Raw genomic sequence first — 14,309 nt, 5'->3', positions numbered from 1 at the left:
GCGAGCAGCGACGGGACGAGAGACCCGGCCCTTGGGAGGGAGCATGACTGCCGGGTCCCTCACCCGGCCCAACGATGTCTCCGAGAGGTGGTTACGGCCCGATCGGGTGTTTTCAGCTCACGCCGACGATGGGCAGGCGCAGTGCTCCCGGCGCGGCCTCCGGGACGGCGGGGTTCTTCGGCGCCACCGGGGTGAGCCGGCGGTAGGCCGAGCCGAGCGCCGGGCGCGGGTCGGCCTCGCCCTTGTTGGGCCAGAACGACATCGCGCGCTCCGCCTGTGCGGTGATCGTGAGCGACGGGTTGACCCCGAGGTTCGCCGACACCGCCGAGCCGTCGACCACGTGCAGGCCGTCGTAGCCGTAGAGGCGCTGGTAGGGGTCCACGACACCGGTCGCGGGCGAGTCGCCGATGGCGCAGCCGCCGATGAAGTGCGCCGTCAACGGCATCCCGAGCGGCTCGCCGATCGCGCCGTAGGCCCGACGGGCGCCCATGATCCGCGCCAGCCGGCGTACGGCGTCGTAGGCAGGTGCGATGTAGGTGGGGTTGGGGGCGCCGTGGCCCTGGGTCGACGACAGGTAGCCGAAGCCGCCGCGCTTGCGCCACACCGTGGTGATCGAGTTGTCGAGCGTCTGCATGACGAGGGCGACCACGGTGCGACGCGACCACGTGTCGAGCGAGTAGAGGTCGCGCAGCCCGTCGCGCTGGCGCCACAGCTCCTTGCCCCACGTGCGCCACCGCTTCTCGCCGAGCACCTCGTCGACGAGCACGGTCGCCATCAGCGGCATCACGTTGCGACCGCGGCCGTAGCGGACGGGCTCGACGTGCGTGTGCTCGTCGGGGTGGAAGCTCGAGGTGATCGCGACGCCGTCCGTCCAGTCGACGGCGTCGTCGTTGGCGGTGGCCCAGAGGATGGCTTCGGAGTTGGTGCGCGTGAGGACGCCGAGCCGGTCGGAGATCCCGGGCAGCGAGCCCTCGGCCTTGAGGCGGTGCAGCAGGCGCTGCGTGCCGATCGCGGCGGCGGAGAACACGACGTGGTCGGCGGTGAAGGTCCTGACCGCTCGCCGGCGCGACAGCTTGGCCTTGGTCCAGCGGGCCGTGACCTCGTACCCGCCCCCGGCGCGGGGTCGTACGTCGGTGACGGTGGTCAGCGGGTGCACGACCGCGCCGTTGCCCTCGGCGAGGTGGAGGTAGTTCTTGACCAGGGTGTTCTTCGCGTTGTGCCGGCAGCCGGTCATGCACGAGCCGCAGTTGATGCAGGTGGACCGCTCCGGCCCGGCGCCGCCGAAGAACGGGTCGGGCACCGTTTCACCCTCGGCCTGCCCGGGCTCCCCGAAGAAGACGCCCACGGGCGTCGGCACGAACGTGTGGCCGACCCCCATCTCGTCGGCGACCTTCTTCATCGCCACGTCGGCGGGCGTGGTCCTGGCGTACGTCGTGACCCCCAGCATCCGCTTGGCCTGGTCGTAGTAGGGCGCCAGCTCGGACCTCCAGTCCGTGATGTGCGACCACTGCGGGTCCTGGAAGAAGGGCTCCGGGGGCTCGTAGAGGGTGTTGGCGTAGTTGAGGGAGCCGCCGCCCACACCGGCGCCGGCGAGGATGAAGCAGTCGTGGACGATGTCGATGCGCTGGATGCCGTAGAGACCGGCCTCCGGGCGGAAGAGGAACTTCTTCACGTCGCCGCCGTGCTCCGGCAGCTCGTCGTCGGCGAAGCGGGCCCCCGCCTCGAGCACCCCGACCGAGTAGCCCTTCTCGGTCAGCCGCAGGGCCGTGACCGAGCCGCCGAAGCCCGACCCCACGACGAGGACGTCGTAGTGCGTGGCCTCGGGGGCGGTTTGCGGGGTGGACCTCATGCCAGGCCCAGCTTGTTCATCAGCCGCAGCGCCCCGGTCATGACCTTGGCGTTGGTCTCCTCCGACATCCCGAACATGGGCGCGATCGGCATGAGTCGCTGCGTGGCGACGGACTGTGCCTCGGTGTAGCGGTGGATGCCCTCGGCGCCCTGGCGGCGGCCGAGGCCGGACTCGCGCATGCCCCCCATCGGGGCGCCCAGCGAGCCGAACGTCGCGCCGTAGGCCTCGTTGACGTTGACGGTGCCGCACCTGATGCGACGTGCGAGCGCGCGACCGCGCGCAGCGTCGCGGGTCCAGACCGAGGCGTTGAGACCGTAGCTGCCGTCATTGGCGCGCTCGACCGCCTCGTCCTCGCTGTGGAACCGGTAGAGCGAGACGACCGGGCCAAAGGTCTCCTTGCCGAAGCACTCCATGTCGGCCGAGACGCCCTCGAGGATCGTGGGCTCGAAGACGAAGGGGCCGAGGTCGGGACGGTGCCGGCCGCCGGTGAGCACGCGCGCACCCTTGGCGACGGCGTCCTCGACGTGACGGGTCACCGTGTCGAGCTGGGCCTGGGAGATCAGCGAGCCGATGTCGACCGACCAGTCCTGGCTGGCGCCGAGGGTCATCGCCTGCGTGCGCGAGACGAAGGCGTCGACGAAGCGGTCGTAGACCTGGTCGGCGACGAAGAGGCGCTCCATCGACACGCACAGCTGGCCGGCGTTGGAGAAGACCGCGCGGGTGGCACCCTCGGCGGCCCGCTGGACGTCGGCGTCGCGGAGCACGAGCATCGGGTTCTTGCCACCGAGCTCGAGGGAGCAGCCGATGAGCCGCTCGGCGCACCCCCGCGCGATGAGCCGGCCGGTGGCGGTCGAGCCGGTGAAGCAGACGTAGTCGGCGTGGGCGACGATCGCGCCGCCCACCTCGGGACCGGGGCCGGCGACGACCTGCCACGTCTCGGCCGGGATGCCCGCCTCCTCGAGGAGCTGCGCGGCGAGCAGCGCCGTCAGCACGGTCTGGGCGTCGGGCTTGGACACCACGGCGTTGCCGGCCAGCAGCGCCGGGATGCCGTCGCAGAGCGCCATCGAGAGGGGGTAGTTCCAGGGCGAGATGATGCCGACGACGCCCTTCGGCACCCGGTTGACCTCGGCCCGGGTGAGCACCGGGAACATGCCGCCGACCCGCCGGGTGTCGAGGTGCTCGTGGGCGGTGCGGGCGTAGTAGCGCGCCGTGAGCGCGAGGTGCGCGACCTCGAGGTACGCGTCCTTGCGGGCCTTGCCCGACTCCCACACCACCAGGTCGATGAGCTCCTGCTGCCGGTCGAGCAGCAGGTCGTGCAGGCGGAGCAGCGCCGCGGCCCGGTCGTCGACGGAGGTGGCCGCCCACGACACCTGGGCGCGGCGGGCCCGGGTGAACGCCTCGGCGACGTCGGCGGGACTCGACTGGGGGACGTGCGCGAGCGGCGTGCCGCCGATCGGCGACGCCACGGCGACCGTGTCCCCGGTGGTGCTGACGAGGCGCCGCGTGAGGCTGGCGACGTAGGCCCGGTCGAGGCCGTAGGCCGCGGTCGCGTCGTGCTCGGGGTCCGCGGGCCCGTCGGTGATGGGACCTGAGGCGGGGGTCTGCTCACTCATTCGTGCAGCGTAGGTCGCGGTCGACGCCGTTGCTACCGGTTGGTCACTTCGTCCCAGCATTCGACATATCGTCCATATTTGTCCAACGGCGTCCGGGCGCCCGCTGCGTCTAGGCTCGCCGCATGACGACGCCGGTGCCCGCCTCCGCGCCCTTCGCCCTGTCCACCCGCATCCTGGCCGGCTCGCTCATGGGCGCCCTGGTCGTGATCGGGGTCGCCCTGACGGTGGTGCTGCCCGCACCGGACGCGTTCCCCCTCCTGCCGCTGGCGGTGCAGGTGCTGGCCGGCGTCGCCGCGCACCTGCTGCTCGAGACCGTCGGCTACCGCACCCCGGCCCTGGCCGCGGACCTCTCCGACGACGAGGCGGCCGCGCAGGCCCGTACCCGCTGGCAGGCGCTGATGATCATGCGGTTCGCCATCGCGGAGTTCATCGCGATCGCCTCGGTCGCCGCCGCGTTCGTGCTGCCCGACGGCAGCATCCTCACCTACCTCGGCGGCGCCGCCGTCTCGCTGGTCCTGATGGTGGTGCACGTGTGGCCGGGTGCCCGACCGGTCGGCAAGGTCGCCGACGCGCTGGAGGCCGGCGGCAAGCGCTCCGGCCTGCGCGAGGCCTTCGGCCTGTCGGCGCCGGGTCCGATCCAGCGGCTCTAGACGATGTCGGGGGCCCGGACCCGCGCCTCGTCGGCCTCCTGGTCGGTCGGCATGAGCTGGCTCTGCCGCTCGGCCTCGACGCGTCGCAGGTAGTGATCGACCTCGTCCGTGAGCTGCGCCTCGTCCCAGCCCAGCGCCTCGGCCATCAGCTCGGCTGCCGGCCTGGCGGCGGCGATCCCGCGGTCGAAGGTCTCGATCGACACGCGCGTACGCCTGGCCAGCACGTCGTCGAGGTGGCGCGCGCCCTCGTGGGTGACGGCGTAGAGCACCTCGGCGCGCAGGTAGTGCTCGGCCCCGGGCAGGGGCTCGCCGAGATCGGGACGACGGTGGATCAGGGCGAGCAGCTCGTCGACGAGCCCGCCGTAGCGACCGAGCAGGTGGTCGATCATCCCGATCTCGAGGCCGGACGCGCGGCTGAGCGCGACCCGCTGGTTGGTGCGCGCCTCGTGGCCCCACGCCCCCATCAGCGGCACCCGGTCGGTGATCGAGGCGGGGGTGGCGTCGAAGTCACGGATCGCGTGGTCGACGGCGTCGCGCGCCATGACGCGGTACGTCGTCAGCTTGCCGCCGGCGACCAGCACGAGGCCGGGCACGGGGTTGGCGACGGTGTGCTCGCGGGAGAGCTTGGTGGTCTCCCCCATGTCGCCCTCCTTGCGCATCGGCTTGAGGAGCGGGCGGAGGCCGGCGTAGACCCCCACCACGTCACGGTGGTCGAGCGGGTCCTTGAGGAGCCGGTTGGCGTGCTCGAGCACGTAGTCGATGTCGGTCTTGCTGGCGGCGGGGTGGGCCAGGTCGAGGTCCCAGGCCGTGTCGGTCGTGCCGATGATCCAGAACTGGTCCCACGGGATCACGAACAGCACGGACTTCTCGGTCTTGGTGATGAAGCCGCACTCGGACCGGATCCGGTCCTTGGGCACGACGACGTGGATGCCCTTGCTGGCGTCGACGTCGAGCTGCGCCTCGCCGCCCACCAGGTCCTGCACCTCGTCGGTCCACACGCCGGCCGCGTTGATGACGACGCGGGCTCGGATCTCGAGGTCGCGCTGGCCCTCGAGGTCGCGGGCCCGTACGCCGACGACGCGGTCGCCCTCGCGCAGGAAGCCGGTCACCTTGGTCCGGGTCGCCACGTGGGCGCCGTTGTTGGCGGCAGTGCGGGCGATGGTCATCACCAGCCGGGCGTCGTCGACCTGGCAGTCGTAGTAGCGGATCGCGCCGTGGAGGTCGTCGGTGCGGATGTCGGGTGCCATCCGGGCGAGCTGCTTGCGGAAGACGTGCTTGTGCTTCGGCACGCCCATGTCGTACTTGCCCGTCATCGCCATCGTGTCGTAGAGCGCGACGCCGGCACCGACGTAGGGGCGCTCCCACGCGTGCTCGAGCGGGTAGAGGAACGGCACGGGCCGGACCAGGTGCGGCGCGAGCCGGGTGAGCAGCAGGCCGCGCTCCTCCAGCGCCTCCTTGACCAGCGCGAAGTCGAACATCTCCAGGTAGCGCAGTCCGCCGTGCACCAGCTTCGACGAGCGCGAGGAGGTGCCGGAGGCGAGGTCACGCTGCTCGACGAGGCCCACCTTGAGGCCGCGCGTGACCGCGTCGAGCGCGGCGCCCACGCCGACGATGCCGCCGCCGACGACCAGCACGTCGAGCTCGCCGGACCCCAGCTGCTGGAGCGCGTCGGCGCGCTGGTCGGCATCGAGGGCCTTGGCGAGCGTCATGCGGTCAGTGTCTCAGGGGCGCCCCAGCCCGGACCGGCCGAGGATCAGTGCTGGACGACGACCTCGATGCGCTGGAACTCCTTGAGCTCGGTGTAGCCCGTGGTCGCCATGGCGCGACGCAGGGCGCCGACGAGGTTCATCGTGCCGTCGGCGGTGCGCGAGGGACCGAACATGATCTCCTCCAGCGACCCGACCGGCTCGAAGCCGACCCGCTGGCCGCGCGGGAGCTCGGCGTGCGTCGCCTCGCTCCCCCAGTGGAAGCCCCGGCCCGGGGCCTCGCTGGCACGGGCGAGCGGCGAGCCGATCATCACCGCGTCGGCACCGCACGCGATGGCCTTGGCGATGTCGCCCGAGCTGCCGATGGAGCCGTCGGCGATGACGTGGACGTAGCGGCCGCCGGACTCGTCGAGGTAGTCACGGCGGGCGGCGGCCACGTCGGCGACCGCGCTCGCCATCGGCACGGCGACGCCGAGGACCGTACGGGTGGTGTGGGCGGCCCCGCCGCCGAAGCCGACGAGCACACCGGCGGCGCCGGTGCGCATGAGGTGGAGCGCGGCCTGGTAGGTCGCACAGCCGCCCACGATGACGGGGACGTCCAGCTCGTAGATGAACTCCTTGAGGTTGAGCGGCTCGGCGTTGCTGCTCACGTGCTCGGCGCTGACGGTCGTGCCGCGGATGACGAACATGTCGACCCCTGCGTCGACGACGGCCTTCACGTGCTCCTTGGTGCGCTGTGGCGACAGCGACCCGGCCACGGTGACACCGGCGGCGCGCACCTCCTTGAGGCGCGCGGTGATCAGCTCGGGCTTGATCGGCTCGGTGTAGATCTCCTGCATCCGGCGGGTGGCGTCGGCGCCCTGGAGTCCGGCCACCTCCTCCAGCAGGCCGGTCGGGTCGTCGTAGCGCGTCCAGAGGCCCTCGAGGTTGAGCACCCCGAGGCCACCCATCTGCCCCAGGGCGATCGCCGTCGAGGGAGACATGACGGAGTCCATCGGCGCGGCCAGCACGGGGATGTCGAAGCGGTAGGCGTCGATCTGCCAGGCGGTGCTGACCTCCTCCGGGTCGCGGGTGCGCCGGGAGGGCACGATCGCGATGTCGTCGAAGGAGTAGGCGCGGCGACCGCGCTTGGCACGGCCGATGTCGATCTCGCTCATGACTGGCAGCCTATCGGCGAGCAGCAGGCCCGGCCGGGCCCCCACCCGACCGGACCTTCTGGACCCGGGATCCATACCCCACGTTTGGATCCGATCAGATGGTACCCAATTCTGGGGCGGGTGGCACACTTCCGCCGATCGAGCTGCTGGGAGGTCCGCCGGTCGGTCCGTCGGTCGCCCCGTCGATGGCCGTGCGCAGCGACCGGCGCAGCCACGCGGCGTACCGCTCGACCGTCCAGCCGCGGTGCTGCGCGAGCGTCAGGTAGGTCTCCGCGCGGGTCAGCAGGTAGACCTCGTCGACGGCGTCCGGCGCCGGCTCCCCCCGCGCGAGCAGCCGCACGACGTCCTCGCACACCGCCGCGTGGCCGAGGTGCGCGCCGCGGACGAGCTCGCGCAGGTCCGGGTCCTGCTCGGCGCCGTGCCCCAGCACCGACACCAGCGGACCCATCGGTACGACGATGCTGCAGGCGAGCTCGACGAACCGGTCGACCCGCACCTCGACGTCGGGCTCTTCGTCGAGCCGCAGGGCGGCGAAGGCCTCCAGCAGCCCGCCGCGGCGCCCGAACCCGGCGGACCGGAAGGCCGCCATGAAGACACCGGCCTTGGTGCCGAAGGTCTTGGTCACCAGCTCGACGGACACCTCCGACTCGGCAGCGACCAGGGCGAGGGTGGTACCGCTCCAGCCCCGCTCGGCGAACAGCCGCGCGGCCACCTCGGCGACGTGGATCCGTCGTCGCTCGGCGGCCGCGCGGCGCCCGCTGGCGTCGTACGAGCGGCGCTCCGGGGCGGCGTCCTGCTCCACCCCGCGAGCCTAGGTGACCCGGGTGCTACCCGATGTGGTGGACCTCCTGGAGCCCGTGGACGGGCGTCTCGATCCCCTCGTGGCGCGCCTTGAGCTGCAGCGCGAGGTAGAGGGAGTAGTGCCGCGACTGGTGGAGGTTGCCGCCGTGCATCCAGAGGTTGTCGACCTGCGTCGGCTTCCACATGTTGCGCTGCTCGCCCTCCCACGGGCCGGGGTCCTTGGTCGTCTCCGACCCGAGTCCCCAGCACTTGCCCAGCCGGTCCGCCGTCTCCTGGTCGACCAGGTCGGCCACCCAGCCGTTCATCGAGTTGTAGCCGGTGGCGAGGACGACCACGTCGGCAGGAAGCGTCGTCCCGTCCTCGAGCACGACCGCGTCCTCGGTGAGGTGGTCGACCTGGCCCTGCACGAGCTTCACGTCACCGTTGGCGACGAGCTCGGCGGCACCGACGTCGATGTAGTAGCCCGAGCCGCGGCGGAGGTACTTCATGAACAGCCCCGAGCCGTCGTCGCCCCAGTCGTGGCGGAACCCGGACGCCTCGAGCCGCTCGTAGAAGTCCTTGTCCTTCTCGGCCATCGCCTCGTAGGCGGGGATCTGGAAGGTGTGCAGGATCCGGTACGGCAGCGAGGCGAAGATGAGGTCGGCCTTCTCGGTCGTCACGCCCGCGGCCAGCGCGCGCTCGGAGTAGAGGTCGCCGAGCCCGAGCTCCATCAGGCTGTCGCTCTTGACGATGTGGGTGGACGAGCGCTGCACCATCGTCACGTCGGCGTCGTGCTCCCACAGCGCGCCGCAGATGTCGAAGGAGGAGTTGTTGCTCCCGATCACGACGGCCTTCTTGCCGGCGTACGCGTCGGGGCCGGGGTGGGCGGACGAGTGGTGCACGTCGCCGCGGAAGACGTCCGTGCCGGGCAGGTCGGGGATGCGCGGCTTGCCGCTCATCCCGGTGGCGAAGACCAGCTGGGTCGGCCGGAGCGTGAGCGGCTTGCCCTCGCGCTCGACCTCGACCGTCCACTGCTGCGTCTCGTCCGACCAGGTCGCACTGGTGGCGACGGTGCTCGACCAGTAGGGCACCTCCATGATCGACACGTAGGACTCGAGCCAGTCGCCGATCTTGTCCTTGGGCGCGAAGACCGGCCAGTTGTCGGGGAACTTCAGGTAGGGCAGGTGGTCGTACCAGACCGGGTCGTGCAGGCAGAGCGACTTGTAGCGGTTGCGCCACTGGTCGCCTGGACGCGGGTGCTTGTCGATGACCAGGCTGGGCACGCCCAGCTGGCGGAGGCGGGCGCCGAGCGCGATCCCGCCCTGGCCGCCGCCGACGACGAGGACGTACGGCTGCGTCGTGCTGCCGAGGCTCTCGGCCTCCGCCTGACGCCGCTCCTGCCACGTGACCCGGTCCTTGGTCGCGCCGTGGTGGGTGCCCATCGGTCGGTGGGTGCCGCGCGGCTCCTCGTGGCCCTTGAGCTCGTAGAGCGCCGTCAGCAGCGTCCACGCCCGGTCGTCGCCGTCCTCCTGGGTCAGGCGGAGCAGGCCGTTGCCCCGACCCACCGCGGTCTCGAAGCCGATCCACGCCGTCACGACGCCGTCGGCCTCGTCGGGAGGCTCGGTGGTCGCCATGCCCGACGGGGCGACCCGCGCCCCGACGTCGGCCACGAGCCCGGCCACCTGGTCGTGACCCTCGAAGGTCTTGATGTTCCAGGTGAAGGCCACCAGGTCGCGCCAGTAGCAGTCGGTCGCGAACAGCCCGGCCGCCGCCTCGCCGTCTCCGGCGGACACTGCGGCCTCGAAGCGGGCGAGCCACGCGTCGACGCGTGCCTGCGGGTCTCTCGAGTCGCTGGCGGTCTCGGGTTCCAGGGTCTGGGTCATCGTCTCTCCTTCGCCTACGCTGGTGTGACCGAGCACACACCTCGTACGCCGGGTGGCGACAGGGTTGCGAGACGTTGCAACGGGCCCGGCCCGGAGGGACACCCATGACCGACCGCGAGCTGCACCGCAGCCGTGAGGCTGCGATGTCCGGTGGCGCGCACGGACCGCGGGCCCGCACCGAGATCGCGGCCTCGTGGCGACGCGTGGCCGCCACCGGCCTCGACCCGGGCGCGGGCGCCGAGATCCCGCCGCTCGTCGAGCTCGAGCTGGAGCGACGCCGTGCCGCGAGCGGCCTGGCCGACCTGGTGCCCCGCCTCGCCGAGTCGCTCGCACCTGTCGTCGACGCCGGGCAGCTGGTGGTCGTGGCCGACGCCGAGGGGCGGGTGCTGTGGCGCCTGGGCAGCAGCGCGGTGCGGCGGATGGCCGACGGCCTCGGGTTCGTCGGCGGCTCCGCGTGGACCGAGGCCAACGTCGGCACCAACGCGATCGGCACCGCCCTCGTCCTGGGCACCGCCGTCCACGTGCAGGGGCCCGAGCACTTCGTCGAGTCGCACACACGGTGGGGCTGCGCCGCGGCGCCGCTCGTCGACCCGTGGACCGGTCGCACCCTCGGCGTGCTCGACGTCAGCGGCCCGAGCCGCGGCATGCACCCCGCCGAGCTCGCGCTCGTGCAGCTGGCGGCGCAGATGACCTCGTCCGAGCTGGTCGCCAGGCACCGCGCCGACCTCGACCGACTGCGGGCACGCGCGGCTCCCCTGCTGGCCGGGCTGAGCGGTGACGCCCTCGCCATCGACCACGCCGGGCACCTGGCTGCCGCGATCGGCAGCCGCAGCCCCGACCGGGTGGCGCTGCCCGATCGCCTCGTCGCCGGCCGGGTGTGGCTTCCCACGCTCGGACACGCCACCGCGGAGCCGCTCGACGGCGGCTGGCTGCTGCGCCTCGAGGGCGACGAGCGGGCCGAGCCGTCGACGTCGTCGCTGGTGCTCGAGCTCGACGGGGACCCCCGCCTGCGGGTCACCGGCTCCAGCGGCTCGTGGTCGCGCAGCCTGTCGCCGCGGCACGCCGAGATCCTGCTGTCGCTGCTGACCTCCGGCGCGGAGGGGCGGACGGCGACCCAGCTCTCCGAGGACCTGTTCGCCGACCCCGGCCGCACCGTCACGGTCCGTGCCGAGATGTCGCGGCTGCGCCGCCTCGCGGGGAGCCTCCTGCTCTCCGCGCCCTACCGCCTGGCGCCCGGTCTGTCGACGGAGGTCCGCGGCGACCGGATCTCGGCGATGCCACGCTCCTCCGCACCGGTCGTACGCCGGTGGCGCGCCGACGTGTGAGCGTTCGGCAACGGCTCGTGCACGGCTCGGCAAAGACGGTCACGCACCCCTGACGCCCTGCCTACCGTCGTGCAGGTGGGGAGACGAGGGAGCAGAAGGCTCGCGCGCGCTGTCGCGGCGACCTGCCTGGCCAGTGGGGTGCTGGGTGTGGGCACCGCGGCAGCGCACGCGGCCGACGACTACCCGTGGGCCTGGCAGGGCCAGTGCCCGATCGTCCCGCAGGCGCCGATCGAGGAGCCCGCGCCGGCTCCCCCGCCCGCTCCCGAGCCCGGCCAGCAGCCCGGACAACCCGGCCAGCCGGGCCAGCCGGGCGAGTCACCGGCGCCCGTCGTCGAGCCCCCGCCGCCTCCGCCGCCGGTCCTGGACCCGGTCTCCGGCCACCTCTACGACCCGCGCGGGCCGCGGCCGACGTGTGCCCGCAACGTCTGGTCGATCAACGGCTCGATCGGCGACCCGTGGGGCTTCGTGCTCCGCAACTGCACCAGCTTCGTCTCCTGGCGCCTGCACGAGCGCAACGGCCTCGCGGGCTTCGCCAACCACTACCGGGGCGAGCACTGGGGCAATGCCAACCGCTGGGACGACGTGGCGCGCCGGCTGGGCTACCGGGTGGACTCCGTGCCCGCCATCGGTGCCGTCGCGCAGACCGACGCGGGGCGCGTCGGCCACGTGGCGTGGGTGAGCGCGATCGGCCCCGGGACCGTGACGATCGAGGAGTACAACCACGCCTCGCCCGGCGGCTACGGCACCCGCACGGTCCCGGTCGGCGAGTTCCGCTACCTGCACCTCGCCGACGTCGCTCCCTCGCCGCTGGTCGGCTCGGACCGGCCCGTCGTCGCGGTGTCCGACGACCGCGGCGGGTCGTGGACCGCGCGCGTCGACGACAGCGGCACGCTGCTCGTGGCCGCCCCCGGCCGACCGGCCCGCGTCGCCGGCACCCGGGGCGCCTTCACATCCTTGGTCGCGCCGGCGCTGAGCCTCGACCACCGCGGGCGGCCGTGGGTCGCCGCCACGACACGTGACGGTGGGGTCCTGGTCGGTACGACGCGTCGCGGGCGCCTCGTCCTGCGCCCGGTCGGCACCTCGGCCCCGACCGCGAGCCCCGCGCTCGCCCCGTCTCGCACCCGCCGACCGGTGCTCGCGACGGTCTCGGCGGACGGCACGCTCCTCACCCGGCGCCTCACCCGCGCGGGTCGCTGGAGTCGTCCCGACCGCGTCGGACGGCCGGCGTCCTGGTCGACCCACACCGCGCCCGTGCTCGGCACGGACGCGACCGGCCGTACGTGGCTGGTCGCGGTCGGCGCACGGGGCGCGACCTTCGCCCAATCGCTCGAGCGCGGTCGCCTGCAGCGGCTGGCCGGACCGACGGCGTCGCCCACCTCGACGCCCGCGCTCACCACCGCCGGTGACGGCACCACGCGGCTGCACCAGGTGAGCGCGACGGGACGCCTCGTCGTACGCACCCTCGCCGGTCGTCGGTGGACCCGGCCCGCTGCGCTCGCCGGGCAGTGGTCGCCGTACGCCTCACCGGCCGTGGGTGAGGCCGGTGGCGGCCTGCACGTGGTGGCCACCGACCGCACCGGTGCCGTCGTGGTGCGGAGCGCGGTGCCCGGCCAGCCCTCGCGCCTGCCGGTGCGCGTGCGCGCCCCGCGTGACCTCACCCGCTCGCCCGGTCTGGTGATGCGTCGCGGGGCCGGCCTGTTCGTGGTGACGCGCTCCGGACCACGCCTGCTGGCCCGCCCGACGCCGGCCGTCGTCGACCCGCTGCCGGCCCGGAGCAGCTCCGCTCCCTGAGGAGCGCGGGTCAGCTGCCGCTGTAGTTGGGCGCCTCGACGGTCATCTGCACGCCGTGGGGGTGGCTCTCCTTGAGCGAGGCCGACGTGATCCGGACGAACCGGCCCTTGTCCTGCAGCTCGGGGATGGTGCGGGCGCCGACGTAGAACATCGACTGGTTGAGCCCGCCGACGAGCTGGTGCGCGACCGCGGACAGCGGCCCGCGGTAGGCGACCTGGCCCTCGATGCCCTCGGGCACGATCTTGTCGTCGCTGGCGACCTCGGCCTGGAAGTACCGGTCCTTGGAGTAGGACTTCTTGCCGCGGCTGCTCATCGCGGCGAGCGAGCCCATGCCGCGGTAGGACTTGAACTGCTTGCCGTTGACGAACACGACGTCGCCCGGCGACTCCTCGCAGCCGGCGAGCATCGAGCCCACCATCACCGCGTCGGCTCCGGCGACGAGGGCCTTGGCGATCTCTCCGGAGTGCTTCATGCCGCCGTCGGCGATCAGCGGGACGCCGGCCGGCTTGGTGGCCAGCGACGCCTCGTAGACCGCGGTCACCTGCGGCACGCCCACGCCCGTGACGACGCGGGTGGTGCAGATCGAGCCAGGCCCCACGCCCACCTTGACGGCGTCGGCGCCCGCGTCGACGAACGCCTGCGCGCCCTCGCGGGTCGCGACGTTGCCGCCGATGACCTGCACGTGCTTCGTCGCCGGGTCGGACTTGAGCCGGCGGACCATGTCGAGCAGGAGGTGCACGTGGCCGTGGGCGGTGTCGGCGACGAGCACGTCGACGCCGGCCTCGACCAGCGTGGTCGCGCGCTCCCACGCGTCGCCGAAGTAGCCGATGGCCGCACCGACCAGCAGCCGGCCGTCGGCGTCGTAGGACGCGTGCGGGAACTGCTCGCCCTTGACGAAGTCCTTCACGGTGATCAGGCCGCTGAGCCGGCCCTCAGCGTCGACGAGCGGCAGGCGCTCGCGCTTGTGGGCGCGCAGGAGGGTGGTGGCCTCGTCGCGGGAGATCCCGACGTGCCCGGTGATCAGGCCGTCGCGGGTCATCACCTCGTCGACCTTGGTGGTCGCCCACTCCGCGACGGGGGTGAAGCGCAGGTCGCGGTTGGTGATGATGCCGAGCAGGTGGTCGTCGAGGTCGACGACCGGCAGGCCGGAGACGCGGTACTCACCGCACAGCCGGTCGAGCTCCTCCAGCGTCGCGTCGGGGCCGATGGTGACGGGGTTGGAGATGATCCCGGTCTGGGTGCGCTTGACCAGGTCGACCTGGCGGGCCTGGTCCTCGATGGAGAGGTTGCGGTGCAGGACGCCGATGCCGCCCTCGCGGGCCATGGCGATCGCCATCCGCGCCTCGGTCACGGTGTCCATGGCCGCGCTGATGAGCGGGACCCGGATCGAGATCTCGCGGGTCAGGCGGGTGGTGGTGTCGATGTCGCTCGGGGCGAGGTCGGACTCCCCCGGCAGCAGCAGCACGTCGTCGTAGGTGAGGCCGAGCGCAGCGAACTTCTCCGGGATCTCCACGCGGCCATTCTACGGTGCGGCGGCAGGGCGCCCGGCCCGGGT

The 14,309-nt window shown here is 72.8% G+C and carries 10 protein-coding genes; 3 read left to right on the top strand and 7 right to left on the bottom strand.

Features of this window, described 5'->3' with window-relative positions; genetic code table 11:
* Positions 1–112: 112 nt before the first annotated feature.
* Both ACNKF0_RS04525 and ACNKF0_RS04520 read right to left on the bottom strand, forming a co-directional pair.
* Positions 113–1,849: a GMC oxidoreductase gene (locus ACNKF0_RS04525; RefSeq protein ID WP_416956122.1), complete on the bottom strand. Its 1,737-nt coding sequence runs from the start codon at positions 1,847–1,849 to the stop codon at positions 113–115.
* Positions 1,846–3,462, bottom strand: a complete 1,617-nt coding sequence (locus ACNKF0_RS04520; RefSeq protein WP_416956120.1) for a succinic semialdehyde dehydrogenase — start codon at positions 3,460–3,462, stop codon at positions 1,846–1,848. Before ACNKF0_RS04520 ends, ACNKF0_RS04525 begins: the two co-directional genes overlap by 4 nt.
* A 122-nt stretch (positions 3,463–3,584) precedes the next feature.
* Here ACNKF0_RS04520 and ACNKF0_RS04515 point away from each other — a divergent pair, with 122 nt between their 5' ends.
* Positions 3,585–4,112 (top strand): hypothetical protein, encoded by a 528-nt coding sequence (locus ACNKF0_RS04515; protein WP_416956118.1) that lies wholly within the window; start codon positions 3,585–3,587, stop codon positions 4,110–4,112.
* Here ACNKF0_RS04515 and ACNKF0_RS04510 read toward each other — a convergent pair.
* From ACNKF0_RS04510 to ACNKF0_RS04495, 4 genes are all read right to left on the bottom strand, one after another.
* The gene (locus ACNKF0_RS04510) at positions 4,109–5,821 is read right to left on the bottom strand and encodes a glycerol-3-phosphate dehydrogenase/oxidase (RefSeq protein ID WP_416956116.1); all 1,713 of its coding nucleotides are present in this window, start codon (positions 5,819–5,821) and stop codon (positions 4,109–4,111) included. The two genes, ACNKF0_RS04515 and ACNKF0_RS04510, sit on opposite strands and share 4 nt — an antisense overlap.
* 44 nt (positions 5,822–5,865) lie before the next feature.
* The gene (locus tag ACNKF0_RS04505) at positions 5,866–6,975 is read right to left on the bottom strand and encodes a GuaB3 family IMP dehydrogenase-related protein (protein WP_416956114.1); all 1,110 of its coding nucleotides are present in this window, start codon (positions 6,973–6,975) and stop codon (positions 5,866–5,868) included.
* A gap of 94 nt (positions 6,976–7,069) precedes the next feature.
* Entirely contained in the window at positions 7,070–7,777 is a 708-nt protein-coding gene (locus ACNKF0_RS04500) for a TetR/AcrR family transcriptional regulator (protein ID WP_416956112.1), read from the bottom strand.
* 25 nt (positions 7,778–7,802) lie between these two features.
* On the bottom strand, positions 7,803–9,638 hold the full coding sequence (locus tag ACNKF0_RS04495; RefSeq protein WP_416956109.1) for an NAD(P)-binding domain-containing protein: 1,836 nt from the start codon (positions 9,636–9,638) through the stop codon (positions 7,803–7,805).
* A gap of 104 nt (positions 9,639–9,742) precedes the next feature.
* On the opposite strand from ACNKF0_RS04495, the gene ACNKF0_RS04490 reads away from it, so the two are divergent.
* Both ACNKF0_RS04490 and ACNKF0_RS04485 read left to right on the top strand, forming a co-directional pair.
* Complete coding sequence (locus tag ACNKF0_RS04490; RefSeq protein ID WP_416956107.1) at positions 9,743–10,963, top strand: GAF domain-containing protein; 1,221 nt, start codon at positions 9,743–9,745, stop codon at positions 10,961–10,963.
* A 147-nt stretch (positions 10,964–11,110) separates the two neighbouring features.
* Positions 11,111–12,754, top strand: a complete 1,644-nt coding sequence (locus tag ACNKF0_RS04485) for a CHAP domain-containing protein (RefSeq protein WP_416956105.1) — start codon at positions 11,111–11,113, stop codon at positions 12,752–12,754.
* 10 nt (positions 12,755–12,764) lie between these two features.
* Here ACNKF0_RS04485 and guaB read toward each other — a convergent pair whose 3' ends face one another.
* Positions 12,765–14,267, bottom strand: coding sequence for an IMP dehydrogenase (guaB, locus tag ACNKF0_RS04480; protein WP_416956103.1), 1,503 nt, complete (start codon positions 14,265–14,267; stop codon positions 12,765–12,767).
* Between the last annotated feature and the right edge of the window lie 42 nt (positions 14,268–14,309).

It is taken from the genome of Nocardioides sp. T5 (assembly GCF_048161455.1).
Lineage (GTDB): Bacteria > Actinomycetota > Actinomycetes > Propionibacteriales > Nocardioidaceae > Nocardioides.
Note: the sequence above shows the minus strand (reverse complement) of the source record. Positions and strands in the feature narration are given on the sequence as shown.